This is a genomic window from Methylopila sp. Yamaguchi (assembly GCF_002897035.1).
Classification (GTDB): Bacteria; Pseudomonadota; Alphaproteobacteria; order Rhizobiales; family Methylopilaceae; genus Methylopila.
The window spans coordinates 127,148-151,669 of the sequence record NZ_BAUX01000011.1; the positions used below are offsets into that span (position 1 = coordinate 127,148).

The 24,522-nt window shown below is 64.0% G+C and carries 17 protein-coding genes; 8 read left to right on the top strand and 9 right to left on the bottom strand.

The window, feature by feature from the left end:
• Nucleotides 1–385: 385 nt before the first annotated feature.
• Nucleotides 386–4,102 carry a CheR family methyltransferase gene (locus METY_RS14090; protein WP_146035725.1) on the bottom strand — a complete coding sequence of 1,239 codons (3,717 nt, stop codon included), beginning with the start codon at nt 4,100–4,102 and terminating at the stop codon, nt 386–388.
• 170 nt (nt 4,103–4,272) lie between these two features.
• Nucleotides 4,273–5,280: a chemotaxis protein CheB gene (locus METY_RS14095; RefSeq protein WP_103122017.1), complete on the bottom strand. Its 1,008-nt coding sequence runs from the start codon at nt 5,278–5,280 to the stop codon at nt 4,273–4,275.
• Nucleotides 5,281–5,945: 665 nt separating this feature from the next.
• Here METY_RS14095 and METY_RS14105 point away from each other — a divergent pair.
• Both METY_RS14105 and METY_RS14110 read left to right on the top strand, forming a co-directional pair.
• Nucleotides 5,946–6,467: a ferritin-like domain-containing protein gene (locus tag METY_RS14105; protein ID WP_244593655.1), complete on the top strand. Its 522-nt coding sequence runs from the start codon at nt 5,946–5,948 to the stop codon at nt 6,465–6,467.
• 333 nt (nt 6,468–6,800) lie between these two features.
• A complete protein-coding gene (locus tag METY_RS14110; protein WP_103122019.1) occupies nt 6,801–7,547 on the top strand; it encodes a Crp/Fnr family transcriptional regulator in 747 nt (248 codons plus the stop codon).
• A gap of 106 nt (nt 7,548–7,653) precedes the next feature.
• On the opposite strand, the gene METY_RS14115 is transcribed toward METY_RS14110, so the two are convergent.
• Nucleotides 7,654–7,839 (bottom strand): hypothetical protein, encoded by a 186-nt coding sequence (locus METY_RS14115; RefSeq protein ID WP_103122020.1) that lies wholly within the window; start codon nt 7,837–7,839, stop codon nt 7,654–7,656.
• Between the two features lie 446 nt (nt 7,840–8,285).
• Between METY_RS14115 and METY_RS14120 the strand changes: the two genes are divergently transcribed.
• The 4 genes from METY_RS14120 (at nt 8,286) to METY_RS14140 (ending at nt 13,619) form a co-directional block, all read left to right on the top strand.
• Nucleotides 8,286–9,164, top strand: coding sequence for an MBL fold metallo-hydrolase (locus tag METY_RS14120; RefSeq protein WP_103122021.1), 879 nt, complete (start codon nt 8,286–8,288; stop codon nt 9,162–9,164).
• Between the two features lie 602 nt (nt 9,165–9,766).
• A complete protein-coding gene (locus METY_RS14125; protein ID WP_103122022.1) occupies nt 9,767–10,228 on the top strand; it encodes a (2Fe-2S)-binding protein in 462 nt (153 codons plus the stop codon).
• The gene (locus METY_RS14130) at nt 10,225–12,543 is read left to right on the top strand and encodes a xanthine dehydrogenase family protein molybdopterin-binding subunit (RefSeq protein WP_103122023.1); all 2,319 of its coding nucleotides are present in this window, start codon (nt 10,225–10,227) and stop codon (nt 12,541–12,543) included. The genes METY_RS14125 and METY_RS14130 overlap by 4 nt, the downstream gene beginning before the upstream one ends.
• 656 nt (nt 12,544–13,199) lie before the next feature.
• On the top strand, nt 13,200–13,619 hold the full coding sequence (locus METY_RS14140) for a DUF6894 family protein (RefSeq protein ID WP_103122025.1): 420 nt from the start codon (nt 13,200–13,202) through the stop codon (nt 13,617–13,619).
• Nucleotides 13,620–13,691: 72 nt separating this feature from the next.
• Here METY_RS14140 and METY_RS14145 read toward each other — a convergent pair whose 3' ends face one another.
• The 5 genes from METY_RS14145 to METY_RS14165 form a co-directional block, all read right to left on the bottom strand.
• The gene (locus METY_RS14145) at nt 13,692–14,285 is read right to left on the bottom strand and encodes a sigma-70 family RNA polymerase sigma factor (RefSeq protein ID WP_103122026.1); all 594 of its coding nucleotides are present in this window, start codon (nt 14,283–14,285) and stop codon (nt 13,692–13,694) included.
• A 441-nt stretch (nt 14,286–14,726) separates the two neighbouring features.
• Nucleotides 14,727–16,670 (bottom strand): hybrid sensor histidine kinase/response regulator, encoded by a 1,944-nt coding sequence (locus tag METY_RS14150; RefSeq protein ID WP_103122027.1) that lies wholly within the window; start codon nt 16,668–16,670, stop codon nt 14,727–14,729.
• 409 nt (nt 16,671–17,079) lie between these two features.
• On the bottom strand, nt 17,080–17,829 hold the full coding sequence (locus tag METY_RS14155) for a universal stress protein (RefSeq protein WP_103122028.1): 750 nt from the start codon (nt 17,827–17,829) through the stop codon (nt 17,080–17,082).
• A 1,108-nt stretch (nt 17,830–18,937) separates the two neighbouring features.
• Entirely contained in the window at nt 18,938–19,171 is a 234-nt protein-coding gene (locus tag METY_RS21425) for a c-type cytochrome (RefSeq protein WP_244593659.1), read from the bottom strand.
• 323 nt (nt 19,172–19,494) lie between these two features.
• A complete protein-coding gene (locus tag METY_RS14165) occupies nt 19,495–22,089 on the bottom strand; it encodes a cation-translocating P-type ATPase (protein WP_103122029.1) in 2,595 nt (864 codons plus the stop codon).
• A 122-nt stretch (nt 22,090–22,211) separates the two neighbouring features.
• Here METY_RS14165 and METY_RS14170 point away from each other — a divergent pair, with 122 nt between their 5' ends.
• Nucleotides 22,212–23,054 carry a universal stress protein gene (locus METY_RS14170; protein ID WP_103122030.1) on the top strand — a complete coding sequence of 281 codons (843 nt, stop codon included), beginning with the start codon at nt 22,212–22,214 and terminating at the stop codon, nt 23,052–23,054.
• Between the two features lie 26 nt (nt 23,055–23,080).
• Here METY_RS14170 and METY_RS14175 read toward each other — a convergent pair whose 3' ends face one another.
• Nucleotides 23,081–23,851, bottom strand: coding sequence for a Crp/Fnr family transcriptional regulator (locus METY_RS14175; protein WP_103122031.1), 771 nt, complete (start codon nt 23,849–23,851; stop codon nt 23,081–23,083).
• Between the two features lie 140 nt (nt 23,852–23,991).
• On the opposite strand from METY_RS14175, the gene METY_RS14180 reads away from it, so the two are divergent.
• On the top strand, nt 23,992–24,516 hold the full coding sequence (locus METY_RS14180; protein WP_103122032.1) for a hypothetical protein: 525 nt from the start codon (nt 23,992–23,994) through the stop codon (nt 24,514–24,516).
• The last annotated feature ends 6 nt before the right edge of the window (nt 24,517–24,522 follow it).

Genomic DNA, 24,522 nt, shown 5'->3' on the forward strand with positions numbered 1-24,522 from the left:
CGGTAAATGCTGGCAGCATGCGAAGCGCGGAAGTTATCGACCTTGATGATCGCTCCGCGGCGCTGACAAGCAGCGGCGGGGCCGCGAGACACGAAGCTTCGGAACAAACGCCCCGTTAAACACTTAGGCTGCCCGGGCAATGCTGGGGAACGGGATGCGGCTCTACGACGTGGTTGAGCGTCTGGTTCTGCAAGACATAGAAGATGGCGCGGAGCTCTCTTGGGATGCGAGGCGACGCTTCAGCGTCTGTTCGCCCTGGGCCTCATACGATCCGAAGATGGGAAGTGGATGATCACGCCGCAAGGCCGCGTTGTAGGCCGCGCCGCAGCCGGTCCCTGACCTTCTCCGTAGTCCCCGACGCCTGTCGGGCTGGCGTTTGTTCTTACTACTTGCCGCCGGTCTCACTATCGAGGACGAGTATTTCCTTCGTCGCGGGGAAATCGATTGTACAAGACAGACCCCCAGCGCCAAAATCAAGCGAGGTGGCGGCGCTGAAATCGTAGGCCAAGCTTCGTTCCAGAAGCTCCGTTCCGAAACCCCGGCGCCGGGGTACCTCGCTCGACAGCTCGACGCCCTGCTCGCTCCAGCTGAACTTCACCCAGCGGGAATCATCCTTCACATTCATCGCCCAAGTCACCGCCAGGCGGCCTTTGGGGGTGGCGAGCGCGCCGTATTTCGCGGCGTTGGTCGCAAGCTCATGGATGGCAAGCCCGAACGTCTCAGCCGCTTTGGATTGAAGCCTTATTTTTGGACCGTCGATCTCGATGCGATCCGCTGCGCTGCCGTGATAGGCGCCGAGTTCGTTCGAAATCAGGTCGCCGAAATCCACGCCCTCCGAGGGCTCGCGCGTCAGCGTCGCCTGAACGCGCGCGAACGCGCCAATGCGCCCGTCGAAGTTCTTGACGTACTCGTCGATGGTGCCGGTGCTCTGCGCCGTAAGGCGAGCGATCGAGCGGATCACTGCGAGCGTGTTCCGCACGCGGTGCTGGAGTTCCGCCAGAAGCAGCCGCTGTCGCTCGTCCATCAACTGGGACTGGGTTTCGTCCCGCAGTATCTTCACGAACCCGATAACGTCAGGGTCCTTCAGAGGCGTTAGCGTGCCCGAACCCCAGAACCGAGACCCATTCTTCCTTCGGTGCCAGCGCTGGTCGACGGCGCTGCCGTCCTTGATGGCTTCCTCGATCTCCCGATGGACGGCGCGCGCCGCGCGGTCCTCTTCCGTGAAGATCAGGCCCAGATCCTCTCCGACCGCTTCGGCGGCGCTCCACCCAAAGATCACCTCCGCTGCGGGATTCCACGCCGTTATCCGCCGGTCGGAATCGGTGGTGATCACCGCGTATTCGGCCGCGCTTTCGAAGATCGCCCTGAACCGGGCCTCGCTCTCGCGGAGCGCCTGCTCCGCCCGCGTCAGAGGCGTCACATTGGTGAAAGTGACCACAACGCCGGCGATGAAGTTGTCGACGCTCCGGTATGGCAGGACCCGCGCGATGTAGCGCGTGTTCTCAACCGGATCGACGACCGGGTGTTCGACGCTCGCCAGAGTCCGCAGGACCCGACGCATGCTGTCGTAGATCTCTTCGACGGGGATCCGGGCCTTGATGTGAGCAAGCGGTCGACCAACGTCGCTGTCGACCAGATGAAAAAGCTCGGTTGCAGCAGGGGTGAAATTCATCACCCGCAAATCGTTGTCTAGGAACACAGTCGCGATCTGCGTGCTTTCGAGCAAGTTCTTCAGATCGCTCGTGGCCCTGGTCAGCTCATTGACGCGGTGCCCCAACTCCCCGTTGACGGTCGTCAGTTCCTCGTTGATCGATTGAAGCTCCTCCTTGGAAGTTTCCAGCTCTTCATTGGCTGATTGCAGCTCCTCGTTCAGGGATTGATATTCCTCATTGGAGGATTTCAATTCCTCGTTGGTGCTTTCCAATTCTTCGATCGTGGCCTGGAGACGCTCACGGCTCACACGCAGGTCGCTCTCAAGACGCTCGATTTGTTCGTTGAAGTTCGAGCGCGCCGCGCGTCTGATCTCGCCCAGCGAACTCGGCCGCACGACGCCGTCCCGGAAGACGACGACCAGGTTTCTGGTTTTTCCCGAGCCATCTTTGATCGGCTCGACATTGATTCCGACCAGCGCATCGAGCCCGTCGATCTGCATTTTTAGACCGTCGATTACGACCCCCTCACGCGTCTCCGAGGCGCGCTGTAGGGCGTCGCGCAGATCCATCCGCAGATCGCGGTGGATCAGGTTGATAAGGTCCAGCGTGGCGGTCCCCGTGGTCGGTCCGAGGTAACGCTCCATCCGGCCGGAGAAATGAACCACCTGCCCCCCCGCATCGACGATCACGTAGGCAGGGGCGAAACGCGCCACGATGCGATCCGCTTGTCTGGCGACCGCCCCTTCGGCCGCGCGCACCGGCACTCTGACGACGTCGCTCCGACGAGGCTGCGCCACCACGGAGATCGGAAACGATGGCAGAACGTGCGGGTCTCCGCTGAGACGGCGGAAGATGCGAGAGCGCGGCTCTATGGCCTCGAAGTGCTTCACGTGCTTTGTCGCGTTCTCCGAGTTGCCTAGGAAGAGAAAGCCGTTCGGCGCGAGAGCGAAATGGAACAGCGGGATGACCTGACTTTGCAGATCGCTGTTCAGATAGATCAGCAAATTTCGGTAGGAGATCAGATTAAGCCGCGAGAATGGAGCGTCCTTAAGGATGTTGTGCGACGAAAAAATGCACATTTCCCGGAGTTCTTTCACGACGCAATAAGTCTCGCCCTCTTTGACGAACCAGCGCGCCAGTCTCTCCGGTGAAATGTCTTTTGCAATTGACTTAGAGTAACGGCCAATGCGCGCAGCTGCGAGGGCTCGCACGTCGATGTCGGTGGCAAAGATCTGTATTTGAGGCGTCTGGTCGATCTTGGCCAGATGCTCTCGAAGCAGGATGCCGATCGAATAGGCTTCCTCCCCGGTCGCGCAGCCAAGCACCCAAATGCGGACCTGATCGGTCGCGCCCTTGCCTTCGAACATACGAGGCACGACCTCGCGCTCCAGCCGCGCGAACTCCTTCGCATCTCTGAAAAACCGGGTCACGCCGATCAGGAGATCGTTGAAGAGATTCTGCACCTCTTCGGAGTTTTCCTTGAGGTACGCGAGGTAGTCGCTGACCTCGTCGAGCTGCACGACCTGCATCCGGCGCTGCACGCGCCTCATGACGGTGCCCGGCTTGTAGCCGTGGAAGTCGTGTCCGGTCTTGTTCCGAAGCACCGTCGCGATCTGCGCGAGCGCCGCCCTTATCTCCACCGCGCTCTGATCGAAGGTGTGCTGGCCTTCAAACTTGAGCAGCTGCGCGACATGGGCCTGGATCCGCCCCGGGACTTCTTCGGGCGGGAGCAGGAAATCGGCCAGCGAGCCGGGCGCGTCCGTCGGCGCAGCCTCGCCGTCGCTCTCTTCCGGTCCCCTCTCGGCGATCGTTAGTCCGCCGAGCTCCTTGATCCGCGCCAGGCCCAGCGTGCCGTCGCCCGCTGTCCCTTTCAGCACTACGCCGATGGCGCGATCGCCCTCGTTCTCCGCGAGCGACACGAAGAAGCTGTCGATCGTGCCGCGGAGGCCAGGCTGCTCCTTGGCGGCCCTGACCTGGAAGCGATGGTCCTCCATCGTCAGCAGGAGATCAGGCTCGAGCAGATAGAGCTTGCCGCCCTCGACCGGCGCTTTGTCCTCGATTCTGGTCAGTCGCCGACCCGCGAGCATGCGCTCCAGCCGTGCGGGGTCCAACGCCTCCCTGTGCTGGAGCACGATGACGATCGACACGTCGCCCATAGTGGTGAGCGCGCCGACGAACTTCTCGACGCCGTCAGGCGCTGCGCCGGAGGCGCCGAGCGCGACCACGAACGGCCGTCCCGACGCGGGCCCGACGTCGTCAGAAGCCTCGCGGTCCTCGGTCTCGCTCTGATCTGCGCCCGTCATCTCAGTCACGCCTTCAACATCCGGCAGACACCCAACACCCCGCCAGCCGTCCACGTTCCAGACGTCGCGGGAGATCGCCAAAACCTGCCACTGCGGCCTCACCGCGCTCGTTGAAGATGCTCTCCCGGCGCTGGTGCGAACAGCCATATCACGCGCTTCGATGAGCGTCGCCAAATGCCATGGCGAACGCAGAACTCGAGGCGGCCGGCGAAACCTTCAAGCTTTTGGAGCCTGTCGCCGGCTCCACTCGGGAAATTTCATCTCCTAAAGAGGAAAAACCACGGCCGATGGCAGGTAATGACGGCCGGACGCAACGCCTAGTTCTTATCGTTGGTCGCGTCCGGCGGCAGTGATCTCAGCGCCGCCTGGCGGAGCGTTTCGGCGTACCGTCGATACTCCTCAGCACGACCGTCGTACATGTCCGCCACGGCCCCACGTCCGGATTTCCGGGCGTCGTCCGCCATCCGACTCACGAGTTCCGCCCGCTCCTCGATTATCCTCAGCGCGACCCGCAAGGCCTCATCGACTCGTCCCTCCTGTTCGCTGGCGAGCGCGTCGGCGGCGTAGGCGTGGCCGACCTGGCAACGAAATCTCAGCGGTCGGCCCTCGTGCATATGCGACAGAACCCCGCCGCAGGCGGGACAGGTGAGCGCTGCCGGCGAAGCGACCTCGCGCAGAAAATCAGCGCCGACGCGCTCTCCCGAAGCGATGTCGACCTCGAGGCGCAACTCGGGCGGGCTCGGCAAACTAGGACCGGGCTCCTCGCGGGATAGGTCCGCGAGCACGTCCCCGAGCAACGCCCCTCGCACGCTAAGATCGACCGTCGTCGCTTCTGCGGCGCGGCGCGGCATCTCATCGGCGATGGCGTCAGCAGGATCCTGAACCAGGGCTACCCCGCCACAGCGCTTGATCGCGTTCAGGCCCGCCGCTCCGTCGCTCAGCAGCCCGCTGAGGACCACGCCGATGACCCGAGCGCCATAGGACAGGGCGGCTGACCGAAAGAGAGGGTCGATCGCAGGACGGGCCATGTTCTCGCGGGGCCCGCGGCCGAGCCTTATCACGTCGTGGCCCAGGAGCATGTGGTGATCAGGCGCCGCGAGATAGACCTTTCCCGGCGTGATCGGCATCTCATCTTCGACCTGCACGACAGTCAACGGACCAGCTGCGCTCGCCACAGTGGCCAGAATGCCGGTGCTTCGGGGCGGGATGTGCAGGATGACGAAGACGGCGGCTGGAAGATCCGCAGGCAGGGTTCCGAGGATCGCTTTGAGCGGGATCGTAGCTCCGCTCGAGCCGCCAATAACGATGATGTCACGGTTGGCCATATCGCCTCGCTCTTCGATGTTGAAGCGCTCGCGGGACGATTGGTTCCGAGCCCAGGGGAATAGCCCAGGGGCGAAATTTTCGGCCGATGGTCCATCGACGAATTCTGGGACTGAGACATAACCAGTGCGAACGGAGGGCTCGCGCCAGCCGGGGCGTTACGATGGACTGACGGGCGAAGGCATGACGTTGAACGGGCGACGCATCCTCGTGGTGGAGGACGAGTTTCTAATCGCTAAAGACATCTTGAGGTCCTCGACTCTCTGGGCGCTGAAACGGTCGGACCGGCGGCCACCCTCGACAAGGCTCTGCAGTTGGCGTCATCGCAGGACGCGTTGGACGCCGCGATTTTGGACGTTCACGTTCACGGCCAGCTGATCTTCCCTGTGGCCGAAGTCCTGCAGAGCCGAGGTGTCCCTTTCGTCTTCGCAACGGGATACGATTCCAGGTTCTTTCCTGCGTGGTTGACGGATGCGCCGCGGCTGCAGAAGCCGTTCGAGCCTGAAGCGGTTGCTTCTGCGTTGGTTGCGCTAATGCCGTGTTGACACGCTTACCGAGGGCGAACCGTGCTCCGCGGGCTCCGTCGGAGGCCTCCCGGCGCGCAGCCGGGGAACATTGCCTCGCCGCGGCGCTTTCAGGCGTCCACGACCAGGGAGATGCAGAACCAGTGGCCGCCATCGATCATGAAACCGTCCGCTCGAATTTTGTCGTCGGCCTTCGCGACGTCCACGCCGTTGAGAATCAAGCGCTGGCTCTAATCGATCGCCAGCTCGACAGGCTCAAGAACTACGATGACGTCGCGGAGCAGCTCCGGCGCCACCGCAGCGAGACGGAGACGCAGATCGAGCGGGTTGAAGCGATCCTTGATTCGCTGAGCGAGAGCCACTCGGCGCTCAAGGACGTCGGCATGAAGCTCACCGGCAACCTCGCGGCCCTGGGGCACACGATCGCGGACGACGAGATCCTTAAAAACACCTTCGCCAACTTCGCGTTCGAGAACTTCGAGGCTGCGAGCTATCGCTCCCTGATCGCCATGGCGGACGCGGGCGGCTTCGGGAGCGCGCTCGATCCGCTGAAGCAGAGCCTGGACGAAGAGCTCGCCATGGCGGCCTGGATCGAGACGCGAATCCCGGCGTTGACCCTGAAATACCTCGATCTCGCGTCACGAGGCGAAACGGCCGGTCGGTGACACGGCCGGCGGCCCCGACCGCCAGCGCGTGGCCGGGGCTGTATCCGGCGCCAGTAAGGCTTCCGTTTTTCCGATCGCGACGGCCTTCGCGGCTGGCGGCGACGTTCGAAGCGGCGCGCTTATTCTAGCGAGCGCAGGATCTTGAAAGTTGACGCTGTGGGGCAGCAAGGTTTAGATCGGTCCTGTCGATGACGTGCTATGTTGCCTCGTCGCGGAGCAAGTACGTCTGCTGCCGCACGTTGATAATAGAGACATTCTATAGTTGAGCCGCACCGGCAGCACGAACTAAGTAGCCGTCAGCTGACCGTATCTGATTTTTATGAAGGATACGCCATGTCCGCCCCCTCCCCGCAGCGCGACTTGCGGAACCGACCGCTCGCGTCGCTTCCCGACGCGGACTTTGAACTTTTGCGTCCTCGTCTGCGCTTGGTCACGATGGAAAAGGGAGACATGCTGCGATGGCAGGAAGGCCCGGTGCCTTCCGTCTGCTTCCCGCTCTCCGGAACGATCTCGACGATCGTCAATCTCTCAGATGGTCGATCGGTCGAGGCCGGGATGACCGGGTTCGACGGGATGATCGATCTTTGCGCTCTCGGGAGCGGAGTGGCCTTCGGCGACCATATCGTGCAGGGAAGCGGCGAAGCCTACATGGTCGATGCCTCCTTCCTCTTTCACGCCGCTCAAAGCCGACCCGCAATTCTCAAGATGATCTTTTTGGCGGCCGAAGCCTCCGCCGCCTATTGCCATCAATCGTTGGCCTGCAGGACGTTTCACCAGCTTGAAGCCCGCTTCTGCCGTTGGCTTCTGATGGCCCGATACCATCTGAAATCCGACAGTCTTTCGCTGACGCATGAGTTTCTCGCTACAATGCTTGGCGCGCAGCGAAGCACCGTCACCGGAATGGCGTACAAACTTCAAGTCGACGGATTGATATCGTATCATCGCGGCTCGATCGTATTGGCGGACATCAGCCGCCTTAAGGCTCGATCGTGCGAGTGCTACCAACGGGTCGTCGACCGATCCGAATTGGCTTTTCCCTCGGCTCCGTCCGAGCACACGCAGGAGCCGACTGCGCCGTAGCCATCTCCCGGAGCTCCTGATCCAGGCGCCGAAGCGCCGAGAAGGACGTCTGGCTGACGCTGATGCGCCGGCAGGCGACGTGCGCGTCTCAGAACGCGGCCGAGGCCTAGTCGTCCAATGGATCCTCGTCGTCGCGCTGGGCCCGCTCGGCCAACGCTCTGTCGAGCTCTTCGGCGAGTTTCTGAATTTCCGCCGGGACGGGCTCGTCTAGGATCGCTCGCCAATCCAGCTGAAGGTCGGCGCCCAGCTTCATCATCGTCGCCAATCCGATACCATTCTTCTTCATCTTCATCTGCGCGGCCTCTGAGAGGTGCCCAGATGAAACCGGGGACGGTCCGTTTGTTCCGAGCGCTGGGTCGAAGCTTCTGCTTGAAATGAGGCGCTGGGCGCGCGCTGCGTTTAGGGCCGCCGCCGCGGGAACAATCGGAGGGGATGGGGCTTAGGAATTCGTGGAGCCTTTCCTTCTGCTCCGCAGACTATGGCTGGCCCGCCCGCCGGCCATCTTTTTGTTTGTGGACCCTTCGTCCTGCGAAACGTGCTTGGGAGCGCCGGGTGCGACCGCGAGAGGGATCGAAGCGCTTTCCGAGCGCCAGAGCGCTTGGCCCCCCAAGAAGGCTCTTCGTCACGCCGAGCGGGAGCCAGCGAGCGCGCGCCCGGCGAAGCTTGAAGCGAAACGAAAGAGGAGGCGGAACATCTCCGACCTTCCGCGCTTGGCGATGAAACGACAAGCGAGGCCTCATGTCCGTTCAGCTGCCCATGTCCGACCGCGCTGTTGTGGCGGCTGACACGTCGGAGGCCGCGCAGGAGATCGCGGCCGAGTTGGCCTACAAGCGTCTGCTGATGGTCAATGTGGTGTTCATCGGCCCGAGACACGCCGCCGACCGTGGGTGGACCATGGTGGACGCGGGGCTGGCCGGAACGGCGGGGGCGATCCGGCGCGCAGCGGCGGAACGCTTTGGGCCCGCGTCGCGCCCCTCCGCCATCATACTCACCCACGGTCATTTCGATCATGTCGGCGCGCTGGGGGCGCTCGCGGAAACTTGGGACGCGCCGATCTACGCGCACCCGCTCGAAGCCCCTTATCTCACTGGGCGCTCGGCCTATCCTCCGCCGGACCCGAAGGTTGGAGGAGGGACGCTCGCCATGCTTTCGCGGTTTTACCCGCGAGGCCCGATCGACGTCTCCAAGCGGCTCAAATCTCTGCCGCCGGGAGGGGCGATCCCGCATCTGCCCGAATGGCGGTGGATCGCGACGCCCGGCCATAGCGTCGGGCATGTATCTCTCTGGCGGGAAAGGGACCGCGTTCTTGTGGCCGGAGACGCTTTCGTCACGACCCGCCAAGAAAGCGCCTATGCGGTCGCGCGGCAGACTGCCGAGCTTCATGGGCCGCCAGCCTACTTCACCGTGGACTGGGGCGCGTCCGAGTCATCGGTCCGAAGGCTCACAGAGCTCAACCCGGAACTTGTCGTCGCCGGCCACGGGCGGCCGATGCGCGGCGAGGAGATGAGGGCGGGATTGGATCGCCTCGCCGCGTCCTTCGCCGCCGTCGCAGTCCCGAAGCGGGGGCGTTACGTCGCCGCTCCCGCCCGTGTTGATGATGGAAGCGCTTACTGTTGACGCTAAGGAGGCGACTTCCCGACCTGGCGACCTGCGGGGCCGCCCAGCGCTGACCCCGCCGGGAACTCAGCCCGAGTTTTCGCGAGCCTCGCCAACATCTGACGCTCGGCGGAACCTATTCGGCGCAATCAACTTTTAAATTGGCCGAAGCAGGAGAACAGGCGATGCGGCCTTACGCACTAGGGGTTATGGTAGGTTTAGCGACCTCGCCGGCCCTTGCTCAAAACACGAACTCGAGCATCGACCCTCCGGCGCCGTCCGGCATGGAAAGGAAAGCTGATCCAAAGCAGTCTTCGCCGAAGGAGACTGGCGCCATGCAGAACGAAAGCGCCGGTGTCGCGACCGACCCCGACCAGGTCCGCGCTCAGTCGAAAGGCGGCGTAGATGCAGGGCGGGGCCAGACGTCGCCCGGGACAGTCGGGGCGACGCCAGGCAGCGACGAGCCTAGACCCGAGAAGAAGTAACTTCGCCGATCCGTGCCGGTCCGCGCGCCGCTATTACCGATCGAACGCCTATTCTTCGCGGATACTTGACGTCCACAGCGTTTCATGTTTCACCATCCGCCCGATGATGAGGGCGTCCGTCACATCTGAGGTGGGCCCATGGTCGACTTTACCGTCAATGGCACAGACAAATCCTACGACGGCGATGAGGCGATGCCGTTGCTCTGGTATTTGAGGGACGAGCTCGGACTTACCGGCACGAAGTTCGGCTGCGGCATTGCCGCCTGCGGCGCCTGCACGATCCACATCGACGGCGAGGCGGTCCGCGGCTGCGTGACGCCAATCTCCGCCGCCGCGGGCAAGGCTGTGGTGACGATCGAGGCGCTCTCGAAGGACGGAGACCATCCAGTGCAGATCGCTTGGCGGGAGCTTAACGTCGCCCAATGCGGTTATTGCCAGCCGGGGCAGATGATGCAGGCCGCCGCCTTGCTCGCCACGACGCCGGAGCCGACCGACGACGACATTGACGAGCAGATGTACGGCAACCTATGCCGATGCGGCACCTACCCGCGGATACGGGCAGCGATCAAGCTGGCCGCTGCCAAGGCCGCGCGGCCATGAGGCCCGGTATCGCCGCCGACGCGAAGACGCAGGCGCTGGGCGCTTCGTCCGAGCTGAGCCGCCGGACGGTGCTTGGGGCAGCGGCTGCGCTCATCGTCTCTGCGGCGCTTCCTACGGGCAGCCTCGCGCAGGAGTCGAACGCCCCGCTGAAATTCGGCCGCGACGCCATGCCCAACGGCTGGCGCGACGATCCTAGAGTGTTCGTCGCGATCGACCGCGAGGGCATCGTGACCGTAACGTGCCATCGCTCCGAGATGGGCCAAGGCGTTCGAACCTCGATCGCCATGACCGTGGCGGAGGAGCTCGGCGCTGAGTGGTCCAAAGTCCGCATCGCGCAGGCCTGGGGAGACGAAACGCGGTTCGGCAACCAGGACACCGATGGATCTCGCTCGCTCCGCCACTTCTTCATGCCGCTGCGGCGTGCGGGGGCGGCGGCGCGGATCATGCTCGAGCAGGCGGCGGCCAAGGAGTGGGGCGTTTCCGCCTCCGAGGTTCGAGCCGAGGACCACATGCTTCGCCACGCGGCCTCGGGCCGCGAGGCCGGCTGGGGCGAGTTTGCGGAGCGCGCCGCACGCCTGCCGCTGCCGGACGAAAAATCCCTGACGCTGCGGCCCGCAGCCGAGTTTCGCTACCTCGGCAAGGACCACACCGGGCTGATTGACAACCACGACATCACCACGGGCAAGGCCACCTATGGCATCGATGTCCGTCTCGACGGGCTGCTTTACGCGGTCATCGCTCGCCCGCCGGTGTTCGGCGGCGCGGTGAAGTCGTTCGACGGGGCCGCCGCGATGAAGGTGCCGGGCGTCCTCAAGGTCTTCGCCATCGAGCCGTCTCCGCCCCCGACGGAGTTCAATCCCCTCGGGGGCATAGCCGTCGTCGCGAAGAACACCTGGGCGGCGATCAAAGGTCGCGAAGCGCTGAAGATCGAATGGAACGACGGGCCGAACGGCTCCTACGACTCCGCGGCGTTCCGCGCGTCGCTGGAAGATGCCGCGCGCAAGCCCGCAAAACCGGTGCGCGCCGACGGAGATGTGGACGCGGCGCTCGCAGGCGCGACGAAGCGGGTCGTCGGCGAGTACTACATCCCGCATCTGGCGCAGGCCCCCATGGAGCCCCCGGCGGCGACGGCGCGGGTGGCGAACGGGACGTGCGAGGTGTGGACCTGTACTCAGGCTCCGCAGGCGACGCACGACCGGCTCGCAAAGCGCCTCGGCCTGAAGCCCGATCAGGTTCGAGTGAACGTGACGCTGCTCGGCGGCGGCTTCGGGCGGAAGTCGAAGCCGGACTACGTCGTCGAGGCGGCGCTGTGCAGCCAGGCTATGGATGGCGCGCCGGTGAAGCTGACCTGGACGCGCGAAGACGACATCCAGCATAGCTACTACCACACGGTCTCGGTCGAACGCATCGAGGCGGCGCTTGACGAGAAGGGGATGCCCACGGCTTGGCTCCATCGCAGCGTGGCGCCCACGATCGGTTCGATCTTCGTCGACGGCGCCAAGAACGAACTTCCGTTCGAACTCGGCATGGGGCTTGTGAATCTCCCGTTCGCCATCCCGAACGTGCGGATCGAGAACCCGGAAGCGGCCGCTCATGTGCGGATCGGCTGGTTCCGATCGGTCTCCAATATCCCGCACGCCTTCGCCATTCAAAGCTTCGTGGCGGAGCTTGCGCACGCCGCGAGCCGGGATCCGAAGGAGTATCTTCTCGAGCTCATCGGACCGGATCGAATTCTCGACGCAGTCAAGCTCGGCGATGTCTGGAACTACGGCGAGGACCCGTCCGTCTACCGTTTGGACACCGCTCGCCTGAAGCGCGCAATCGACGCCGCCGCCACCGGGATTGGATGGGGCCGAAAGCTCGAGAAGGGCCGAGGCCTCGGCATCGCCGGCCATTACAGCTTCGTGACCTACACGGCGGTTGCGGCCGAGGTCGAAGTCACGGACGGCGGGATCGCCGTGCGGCAGGTCGACATCGCGATCGACTGCGGGCCGCAGGTGAACCCCGAACGCATTCGCTCCCAAATGGAGGGAGCCGTCGTGATGGGCATGGGCCTCGCCCTGAGCGCCGAGATCAGCTTCAAGAACGGGCGCGCGGAGCAGGGCAACTTCGACGCCTACGACCTCACGCGGATCGACGCTGCCCCGCGGATCCTGAACGTCCATCTTCTCCCCGCCACGACCTTCGATCGGCCTCTGGGAGGCGTCGGAGAGCCCGGCGTTCCGCCGGTCGCGCCCGCCATCGCCAACGCGGTCTTCGCGGCCACCGGCAAACGCATCCGCGCGCTGCCGCTCAACAAGGAGTTCAGCGCGTGAGGGAGAGAACCTTGAAGATGCGGACGTTTATCGTGGCGATGGCTCTCGCTCTCGTCGCAGGGACTCCGGCTGTCGCGCAGTCCTGCGGCGACGAGATCACCGCGCTCGAACAGCGCATCGACCGTGAGGGACGCGAAGCGGTCTCCACCTCGACAAGCGGCAAGGAAACCAGCGCCCGGCGCGAGGCTCAAGGCGTCGAAGCCCACCGCGCAAACACGTCGCCGTCAAACCTCCCAGGCGGTCCTGCTCCGGGGACAGGCGAGGCGGCCGCCCAGAACGAAGCGGCTGATGCGGGAGGGGCCGGAACCGGCGTCATGAGCGCCAAGGCGAGCTTGAACGAGGCCCGGACCGCCCAGAACGCGGGGGACGACGCGCAATGCCGTCGCTTCGTTGACGAGGCAAAGAGGCAACTGGAAGGAAGGCCCTGACGGCAAGTCGGGTGATCGACGATGAAGTCTGGCGGATCATCGCAGACGAAGGGAGCGCCGGAACTAAACGACCCATGAGGTTCGATGATATGCGGTGAGGGCGACACTGCTGACGCGGGGGAACTTGGTCCGACGACGCTTCCGGCGCGTACCGTGAGTTCGATCCGCTAGGTCACTACGCTGGCCAATAGGATCAGGACGCTCGCGGGCGATACGAGGATCGAAGCGATGCCTCATTACTTCTTGAACATCAGGGATGGAGATCGGCTGATAGCTGACTGCGAAGGGGGGCCTTACATCAATCTCGAAGCCGCCAGAGAGGCCGCTGTCGCGGCGGCTCGGGAAATGCTCTCCGAGCACATGCGCGTCGGTCGGTTCCCTATCGGATTGCGAATTGAGATCTGCGGCGCGGACAATGACGTGCTGACCGTGGTGCCCTTTCGTCACGCTTTGACCGGCCTATCTGGCGCAGATGACGAAGCCGAACTTGGCGCGCGGCTGGATCGACTGCTCAGCGAGAATATGGCGCTCCGGCTGGAATTCGAGCGTCACAAGCGGAGAGCCCGCACGCTATGTGACGCGCTATCGAAATTCGCTATTGCAGGAAAGCAGGCCAACCTCCGCCCGCGTGCGGAGCGCGGGGCCTAATAGTCCAAGGCAATAGCGCTGTGCGGCGCGCTTGAGCAATCGAACCTATGAGCTTCGGCTTTGAGGGTTCTGCTACACGAGGTCGTCGGCCGTCTCCGCCTCAAGTATTCGTCGCAGTCCCTCGCGCCCCCGATTCAGGCGGCTTTTGACGGTGCCGATCGCGCAACCACAGGTCTCTGCGCATTCTTCATAGCTCAGCCCGAGACAGGAGATTAGGACAACCGTCTCCCGTTGATCAGGCGGCAGCTGAGATAGCGCCTTCGCCACAACCTGCGACGCGCTTGACCAACTCTGCGGCGCCCAGCTTCCGGCGACGGCCTCACAGTCCGCCGGCCTGAACATCCGGGTTTCCCGCGACGATCTCTTGCCTTGCGAGATGTAGGTGTTCCGCATGATCGCAAAGATCCAGGCCTTCAGATTGGTCCCAGGGCAGAACTGGTCAATGTGCCCTAAAGCCCGCACGAAGGTTTCCTGGAGCAGGTCATCCGCCGCAGCGTGGCTCCGTGTCAGCGAACGCGCAAATGCCCTTAGTCGTGGAACAAGATCGACAATCGACGCTTCAATGCCGAGAATTTCTTTGGTTTTGACTGGAAAGGGCGCACGGGCAAAGTTGTGAGCCTCGCTTCCAAGGGAAACACCTTTCGTACGTGTCAGTGCTTCCGCCACGGCTGTCCTCCGGTGAGCGACTGATTAACGCGGCGTGGCGCGCGCCCCGTCTGTCGGCTAGCCAACAAACCATAACATTGAGCTTTGTTCCGCAGAGCACGAGGGATACGGCCATGTTCGCAGCCGTCGTCTCAGACCCGATCGTCGAACCTCGTCTCCGCGGGTGAGCATGCTGGCTCCCAAGTGGGAAATCCGGTGTTGGGGGCCTACCGGAATGCATCGAATACGATCGAAATATCCGGGAGATAGCGCTTCTTCAGCGTCCGGTTCTGCACCGCGGCGGCGATGGAAGAGCCTTCCGGCATGCCAGCGGGAGCTTCCCTCCTAGGGACGTCGACGGCTCGGGGAAAGACGCACTTCGGTCTTCGCGCCTGTAAGACCGGAGCGCGAGCCTGACCGCCGCTTCAATGGCTTCCGGCGATCTCAGCGGCGCCGACGCTGTCAGTTGGGCGACGGCATGGCATCGTTGATCGCCCGCTCGATCTCGTGCCGCCGGAAGGGCTTGGAGAGCCTCGGAAATTGCCCAGTATCAGGCGCTAGTTCGGCAAAGCCGCTTACGAGAATGATCGGCAGCGCAGAGTGACGGGCGCGGGCCACTTCTGCGAACTCCAGCCCCGTCATTCCTGGCATCATCACATCGGTGATCACCAGATCGAACAGGTCTTGGCCTTCCAATAGCGTGAGCGCCGCCGCTCCCGAGTTCGCCACGTGGACGTTGTGTCCGAGATCGTCCAGCAACTCGGCTGTACTGGCGAGGACGAGACTGTCGTCATCGACCAGGAGAACCTTCAGCGCACGTGATCGTTCAAACTCGGCTCGTCCGATCTCTTCCGGCCATGGTCTGCCCGCGGGTTTAGTCGCGACGGGAAGCCACATCTCGGCGGTCGTCCCGGCGCCGAGCGCGCTCCGGAGAACGAGCTTCCCGCCGACCTGCTCCGCCGTCCCCTGCACCATCGACAACCCAAGACCGGTTCCTTTGCCGACCCCTTTGGTGGTGAAAAACGGCTCCGAGGCACGCTCCAGTGTCGCCTCGTCCATGCCCGAGCCGTGATCCTTCACCGACAGGCATACGTAGCGTCCGGCGGCGAGCCCAAGACCATTGTCGGCGGGAAGCTCGGCCTCCCGGCCCGTGATCTCGATCTCTCCTCCTTCCGGCATAGCGTCACGCGCGTTCACGACCAGGTTCAAAACCGCAAGCTCGAGCTGGTTGGCGTCGGCCTGGGCCGGGGCGAGACTGAGCGGTAGGCGCGTCTCGATCTTGCACCGCATGCCGAGCGTGCGGTCGATGAGTTCGGCCATCCCTTGGACCAGAACGTTCAGATCGACCGGCGCGAGCCTGAGTTCCTGCCTGCGCGCGAACGACAACATCCTCTGGGTGAGCGAGGCGCCGCGCTGCGCCGCCTGGACAGCGTTGTCCAGCAGGGGAGCGGTCCGCGGATCCGAAGGCAGCCGCCGCTTGAGCAGATCCAAGCTTCCGAGAATTACCATAAGCAGGTTGTTGAAATCGTGCGCCACGCCGCCGGTCAGCTGGCCGATGGCCTCCATCTTCTGCGACTGGAGAACGGCCTCCCGCGCCTGCTCAAGGGCGATCTGCGCCTCGCGCTTCTCGGTGATGTCGCGGGTGATCTTGGCGAACCCGACCAGCGCGCCGTCGTCATCGAGAATCGCATCTATGACGACGTGCGCCCAGAAGCGTGAGCCATCCTTGCGGTGGCGCCAGGCTTCCGTCTCGAACCGCCCGTCCCTCAGCGCGGTCTCCAGCCCGACGCCGGGGAGGCCGGCCTCGCGGTCCTCGGGGCTGTAGAAGGTGGAGAAATGACGCCCGATGATCTCGTGTGGAGCATAGCCTTTGATGCGCTCCGCCCCAGAGTTCCAGTTGGTCACCATGCCCTGGGGGCTGAGCATGTAGATCGCATAATCCGACACACCCTGCACCAGCAGCCGGAACTGCTGCTCGCTCCGCGCCAGGGCGATCTCCGCATTCCTGCGTTCGGTCAGGTCGCGCGTGATCTTGGCGTAGCCGAGCAATCCGCTGTCGGGCGCGTAGATCGGGTCGAGCACGGCGAGCGCCCAGAAGCGCGATCCGTCCTTGCGTATCCGCCACCCTTCGCTCTCGAACCGGCCCTCGCTCCGGGCGGTGGCGAGCGCTCTCTCCGGCAGGCCCGCCTCCCGATCCTCGGGGGTGAAGAACTGCGAAAAGTGCTGGTTGAGGATCTCGCCCGGCGCGTAGCCCTTTAGCCGCGCCGCGCCGGCGTTCCAACTCATGACCCGGCCGGAAGGGTCGAGCATATATATGGCGTAGTCGGTGACCGCCTCCACAAGCAGCCGATACTTGTCGTCCGATCCGGCCGAGAGCGCCACGTCCGAAAGAGCATCAGCGGTCATTTGTGGATCCAAACACGCACGACGTGAGGCTAGAGTCGCCGCTTTCGAACCGACGTACGCAGTTTTACGCTATGTGCTTTGCGCCCGCGCGTCGAGACGACGCAATGACGAACAAGGCCACTGGTCGCCGGGTTCGTGGGCGCCGTGGTCGTGATAGACCTTGATCGCGCTGGCGCAGACGGCGAGCTCAGCCAATTCGGGCGTTCGTCTTGTCCCTCCGTCCGCTCGGCGAATTCGCGACATCACGGGCGGCGCGGACGGCGGAGGACCACGATTTGCGAGCGTCGGACCGCGCGTCGAGACCGCCGCGGTGGTCGGGGCCTGCCCTCGCGCGGCTTGCTTCGGACGCGGCCACGCTCGATTCTGGACGTGCAGGCCTGGGCGTCGCGGACCGGTCGTCGTGGCACGGTCAGTGCGACATCAGCAGACAGACGTTCGAACTCTGCAGCAGGTCGTGGGTGACGCCGCCGAAGATCCACTCGCGGGTCCGGCTGTGCCCGTAGGCCCCGGACACGATCAGTCCGGCTTCCGCTTCCCTGGCGACCTCGAGCACCTCGCCCGCGATCGAGGAGATCTCGCCGGCGCGCACGACGGAACGCGCCGTGACGCCATGACGGCCGAGATAGCTGACGACGTCCTCCGCGCCGCGATCTCGGAGCTCCAGCGTCGCGCTCACCACCAGGACCTCCTCAGCCCTCTGTAGGAACGGCATGCTGTCCCGGATGGCGCGTCGCGCTTCGCGCGTGTCCTTCCAGGCGACCACGACGCGCTTGGCTGAGAGCCGATCGATCTTCGGCGGCGCGACGAGTATGGGGCGCCCGCACTCCATCGCCGCCGCGCCGGGCGATACGCTGAGCCCTCCGTCTCGAGGGTCGCCGCCGGCTTTTCGGCCCACCACCACGAGATCCGCGGCGCGCGCTTGTTCGGCCAGGAAGCGCCGAGGGTCGCTGATGTCAGAGCGCCATTCGACATTGTTCCCGGCGCCGACAGTGGAGACGAAGCTCGCCCTGGCGGCGGCGAGGTCGCTTTCGACCCGCGCCCTCTCGTCATCCATCAACGTCACGGACACGTTCGGCGTCATGTCTGTGTAGATCGGCACCAGCATCTGTTCGGCCGCGACGCCGATGAGATGGGAGCCGAAGTCGGCGGCGATCCCCATTGCAAGCCTGCCGCGAGACTTTGACTGCGGCGTCAAATCGAAATGGACGAGGATGCTCGCAAAACTGGCTGTGGGTTGTGTCGAGAGAGGCATCGTAGTCTCCCGTGGTCGATCCTTGTCTAACCGTCGGGCTGAACCTGATCCGCCGCCTTGACTTGGCTCAACGACGCCTGAGGGGGAAACCTGCTTCGGAGCTGACTCCTACGAAACTCCATCCGGTCGTTTGCAGGAGGTCATCGTGAAAAACTCTTCGCCAAAGGGGGATGAGCGCTCGCCTCGATCGATCACGGGAGAAATCTTGACCGGCACTTATCCTCCGACTTGCCGCCAACGTAAGCCGCAGCCGCGACAGATATTCTATTGCGGCTAATTACTTCAAGATTTGAACGCAAGTAACAGCGCTTTTGATCCAGATCAACATGCGCGTCCAGCTTGGTCTACAAACTGCCGCACTGTCTCAATTGCTCGCCAGGGTGAATGATGGACCCCAATAAGTGGATCAAAATGACCTGCAAATGCAATGAACCCATCCGCCGGAGGACAATCGAACGCAAGTCCCTATCTGAAGGACAGTGGGTGGTTGTCGACGCCTATTGCGAGCGCGCTGCAGGTGATGGCGGGAAATGCTGGCAGCACTCGGGGCGAGCAAACGCAAGTACGTCAGCGCGAGGCGCTTGAACGCAACCCATTCCGGTCAGGCGGAGAAGGTCTTCCCCCGCCCTGGGCCGCCTGCGTAAGTCCGCATCACCGCAAAGTCTGATGCGGAGCCGGGCTGTCGAAACTCGACGCGCCTCCCAAAAAAGCGATCAGTCAGCGGCGTCTCGGTCGTTGGGCGCGCCGTTCCTGTTGGCGGACAGCGATCCGGTCATCCGGGGAACAAAGCCGAACTTTCTGTCCGGGCTTCGGGAACGACCTCAGCGCTCCTACGCGCGCCGTGGCAGGCGAGCAGGCCGGCGGTCATCAACACCGAAGCCAAACTGGCGACCCGGATGCTGCTCATGTCCGCGACATGGTCTGGGGCCTCAAATCCGCTCGCCTTCTAGTCGTCGCGCGGATGTTGAAGTGTTGTGAGATTGGCGATGAGGTCTGCGATCTCAGCGCTGTCGAGCTAAAATGTCGGCATTGTGGGGTGCCCGGTGACGATGCCTTCGGCAAGCGCCTCGGCGAGCATGTCGACCGAATATCGTGTGTGAAGGTCTCGGAACGGCGGCGCAATCCTTAGCGCGCTCACGCCGGACCTGCCGATCGCGTGGCAGCCGTCGCAGTTGGTCTTCGCAAAGGCGAGACCCCGTTGTTCTGCTGGCTCGATGGCAAGCGGCGATCCACCCGAGTGGCGGCCCAGAGGACCAACGACGGCGCGCAGGACCTGGGCCCCGTGCAAACCTCACGGCCTCGCGCCGAGTGGGGCGCGCGCAAGATCCTGGAGCCGCTGTAGTTTTTTGCGCAGCCGGGCTCGGGCGACCTGGCGCCGACTACGCCGCACGGCCTCCAGATTGCCGCTCAGATGGGTCGCGATCGAGACGACCCGACCTGTCCCGGGCACACGCGCGACCGCCGGTTTCCGACGCACGCGATCGCCAAGTCCAACATCGGCTTTCCGTTTGTGGGCTATGAAGATCCCGTCGCCGGCGCCGCCGATGGGCGGCGGCCTTATCGGCTGGCGATCTAGGCGCTTGCGCCGGTCGCCAATGGTCGGGGCTTCGCTTTGAGCCGTTTCGTCACTAGGCTCCACCCGCCGGCCAGCATCGCCACGGCCAATGCGGCAGTTTCGATCGGCGCGGGCGGCGCGGCCACCTTCAGCAACGAGCCGGCGGCCGGAACGTAAAGCGCCGCCCCGACGACGATCGCCGCTGCGCCGACGACGCCATAGAACACCACTCGGTGGGGTTCTATTAAGCGTTGGCCCGGAACCGACAGTTCGGCATAGGCCATCGACAGGTTCGCCACGATCAGCATCGAAAGAAGCACGCCACGAGCTTGCTCCTCCGGAAGCCCGGATCGAAGAGCGAGGGCGAAGCTGGACATCGTGACCGCGAGCACGACGAGCCCCTGGAACAGCCCACGGCCTATGTCCTGAGATCCGAACAGCGAGCGCGTGGCCGGACGCGGCGGTCGCTCCATGACGTCCGACGCCTCGGGCTCGGCCTCGAAGGCAATAGAGCATACCGGATCGATGATCAGCTCCATAAGCACGACGTGCATTGGGAAGAACGCGGGCGGCATGCCGATCAGGATCGGCAGCAGAGACAATCCGGCGATCGGCACGTGTATTGCCGTGATATAGGTCATCGCGCGCCGCAGGTTTTCAGAGATGCGCCGCCCCAACCGGACTCCATTCACCACCGATGTGAATTGGTCGTCGAGCAGCACGATGTCGGCGGCCTCCCTCGCGACATCAGTGCCGCGTTCGCCCATCGCGATCCCGATGTGGGCGGCGCGCAGGGCGGGCGCGTCGTTCACGCCGTCGCCTGTCATGGCGACGACTTCGCCGCTCTCCTTCAGGGCGTTGACGAGCGCGAGCTTCTGGTCCGGCGTCAGTCTCGCGAAGACCGAGGTCCTCGCGGCTCGCAACGCCAGTTGGTGCGGCGTCAGGCCGGCGATGTCCGAGCCGGAAAGAACTTGGTTTTCAGACGCGATCCCAGCTTCGCGCGCGATCGTGGCCGCGGTCAGAGCGGCGTCGCCTGTCATCATGATCACCCGGATGCCCGCGCGCTGGCAAATCGCGACGGCCGCCGGGACTTCCGTTCGGACCGGATCCTCGAAGCCGATCAGACCGCGAAAGATGAATGCGAGATCGTCGATATCGTTCAGTGCGGACGCTGGCGCCCATTCCGCCTCCGCGACGCCCAAGACGCGAAGACCTCGGCGCCCCATGCCTTCGGCGACCCTGTGAGCTCGGTCGCGCTCCACGGCAGAGAGACGGCACATGTCGTAGACCGTTTCGGGGGCGCCTTTGGCTGCGATCACCGAAGCAGAGCCGGGACTGATCCATTGTTGGGCGAAGACCATCCGGCCCGCCTTGAGCGGAAATACGGTCTTGAGACGTTGGTCCGGCGCGGCGGCGTCTTTCGCACCCGAGGCTTGGGCGATGGCCCGGTCCATTGGGTCGATCGCTGGACTCGCGCATGCGAGGACTGCGATGCGCACCAGCGAGGCGTCCGGCTCGATATCGAGGGCCGTCCTCGACGGGAAAGGCGCACCGCCAGCCCATCTTTCCGCGATACGCATCCGATTTTCGGTGAGAGTGCCAGTCTTGTCGACGCACAGGGCGGAAACGGACCCGAGCGCCTCCACGGCGGCCGGCCTGCGCGTCAGGACCTTCTGGCGCGACAGCCGCCAGGCCCCGAGCGCCAGAAAGATGACCAACACCATGGGAAACTCTTCCGGCACCAGAGCGATGGCGAGCGTCAGGCCTGCGAGGCCGCCTTCGAACCATTGGCTTCGGAGGAACCCATAGGCGGCCGCGACCACGGCGCAGAACCCAAGCGCTGCGATGCCTAACCTCATGACGAGCCGATTGGTCTGAACCTGCAAAGGCGCAGGCGTCGTTTCGATCGACGCCAAGGACGCGCCGATGCGGCCCAGATGGGTCGCGCGCCCCACACGCGCCGCCTCGACTGCGCCCTGCCCTCCCACGACCATAGCCCCGGCGAACACTGCGGCGGCCTCGGCACCCCCGGGCTCCATGTTCACGGCAGCCTGCCGTGCGGCTTCGTCCCGCGCGGCGGTCTTTGTGACCGGAGCCGACTCTCCGGTGAGCACCGACTCGTCGACGCGGAGAGGCCCCCCGTCAACGAGGACGCCGTCCGCCGGGACGCGGTCGCCCTCGACGAGAATCACAAGATCGCCGGGTACTAGGTCGCGCGTGGCAATACGGGCCACCGCACCGTCTCGCATGACCTTCGCCGTTGGCTCGGCGAGCGCCTTCAGCGCCTCAAGCGCGTGTTCCGATCGCACCTGCTGAACGACGACGAGTCCTATCGACAACCCGGCCGCGGCGACCATGATCGCGCCTTCGGCATGGTCGCCCACAGCGAAGTACAGGCCGGCCGCGCCTGCGAGCAGCAGGAACATCGGCTCACGGATGACGCCCAAGGCGATCCTGAGCGTGCTTCTGTTCCGGCTGGGCGCTTCATTCGGGCCAAAGCTCCGCAGACGGATGGCGGCTTCGGCACTCGAGAGCCCGCGCCGACGAGAGGGAGGCGGCTGCTGAGCCGCACGACCTGATCGAGCTGTTCCGTCCGGGTGGAGCTGGGTCATGGCCTGATGTCCGTCCACGGGACGCCAAGCTTCCTTGATCGGGCGCCGAAGATGTTTGATCTCGATCAGAGCGCCGCCGAGGAACTCGGCTTCTGATCGGCTCCGAACCGGAGATCCGCGCCATGCCGAAAGTCGCAAACATCAAGAATGTGCTGATCGCGCTGAACGAAGAAGGCGAAGGTCGTCCCTCCGACGCGCTCAGTTATGGGTTGGCGCTCGGGAAGGCGACCGACGCCCACGTTTCCGTGCAGGCGGCGTCGGTGAAGCTGGACATTCCGAGCGCCCACGGATCCGCGGTCGTCGCGGGCTTGGTCCATCAAGAGAACCGCCGCCTTCAAGAGCTCACCCGGAGGATCGCCGAAACCACGCGCGCAGAAGGCGCCATGGCCGGCCTGATATGCGAAGTCGACGCGCCGCAGTTGACCTATGCGGAGCTGAAAGCGGCGGCCTTGGCCCAAGCACGCGTGAACGACGTCGTCGTCGTCGACGCAGATCCCAGCGCAATGACGGTCGACGGCGGCCTGCTCCGCGCGCTTGTTTTCGAAAGCGGGCGCCCCGTGATCGTCGTGCCTCGAGGCTCTCAAACGTTTGCCTGCGATCGCATCGTCGTCGCCTGGGACGCCAGCGCGGCGGCGGCGCGGGCTGTCGCGGCCGCCCTTCCCTTCCTCAAGGCCGCTGCGAGCGTCGAGATCGTCTGCTATGTCGGCGACAAGGACGTTCCCCGCAGCGCCGCAGGAGCGGATCTGGCCGTCGCACTCGTCCGCCACGGGGTCAATGCGACCGTCAAGGAGCTACCGGCAGGGAACGACGTCGGCGCGCGTTTGCGTGAGCAGGCGGGCATCCATCGTGCGGATCTGATCGTGATGGGGGCCTTCGTCCACTCGCCGATCCGCGAATGGATCTTCGGCGGAGTGACGCAGGAGATGCTGAAGAACAGTGGGGCGCCTCTTCTTGTGGCTCGTTGAAAGACGGGAGAGCGGACCCGGCGCGCCTAGCTCGCTCCAAGCTCCTCGAGCCGCGCCGAGTTCAGGATTCGGATCCCGTTCGGAACGACGAGGAGGACGCGTTCGCGGCCAAGCCTCGAAATGACACGACTAACCGTTTCGAGGGTCAATCCCAGATAATCCGCCAGATCCTGACGGGTCATGGGCAGGGGTATTGTGACTGCGCTGGAGCCTAGGCGGATCAGGCGATCGCGCATCGTGACAAGGAACGACGCCATCTTCTCGTCGGCGGAACGGCGTCCCAGCAGAACCATGTGATCCTGCGCAAGCGTCAGCTCATGGGTGGCGGCCTCATGAAGCTTCCTAAGCAAATTAGGTTTGGCGACCACGAACGAGACAAAATCGGCTCTGTTGAAACGGCAAGCGTGCACCGTATCAATGGCGTCGGCCGAATAACCGTTACGCTCACTAAGTGAAAGACCGATAAAGTCACCCGGCATCATGAACCCGACAATCTGCCGCCGCCCGTCGGGCAGAAGTTTGTACAACCTCACTGATCCAGAAGTCACATTGTAAACCGACAACGCAGAATCATCTTGATAGAATAACGTTTCTTTTGGATTGAAGCATAATTTCTCCTTGAGCAAGTTCAGCGTCGCGAGATCATCGGGCTCCAGCGCGTCGCACACGCTGACGCTTCGTACGGCGCACTCCCTGCAAGCCTCGTCGTTTTCGCGTTTACAACTGCGGCGCGAGGTCCGCTGCGATGGAGCGACGACCTCATATGCTTCGGTATCTAATGCGGCGCGGGTGGACATGGCATGCCCCCTGTGCTGGCAGCGCCAAACCCTATCTCCATCGACAATAGCGCAGCGATCGTTCCGAGGATTGATCTGGATCAAAGCATTCATCCGGCGCCGCAATCCAAGATCATCATCGATCCCATTGGACGAGAATCATGTGCGCGATCAGTTGCTTGTCTGCGCTGCGACTGACGGCTCCCGACATCGCGCCGAGTGACACGACGGTCCGCCGCGCCTTCGCGCTTGTCAGCCTCTGTCATCCGTTCCTGGGCTTCGAAGGCTGGACGCGCTATCTCGCACGCGCCCAGCAACTGGAGCGTTCGCAAGCGGGAGTGGTCGCGATTGAAGACGCGCGCGGATATCTCCACGCATTGTTCAGGTACTTCGTACAGACGGAACCTTCACTGGCCGACAGCCAGCAGCATTCTTCCATACGGATGATCCGGCTTCATGATCTCGTCTTTGCTGAACTTCCGGGAACCGAGTTGCTCGCGCGGATCGCCGCGGAAGGCGAAGCGCTCGCCATCTCACTTAGCTGTCGCGGCGTGATCATAGAATTGCCCGCAATTGCCGGGAACTCCACACGAGCTTTGAACGATTTCCGGCAGACGAGCAGCGGCGTGGTGGTCAAAATTCTTTCGGATAATTGTCCGCCAGACAGCCAAGATGTCGTGGCCTAGTCACCT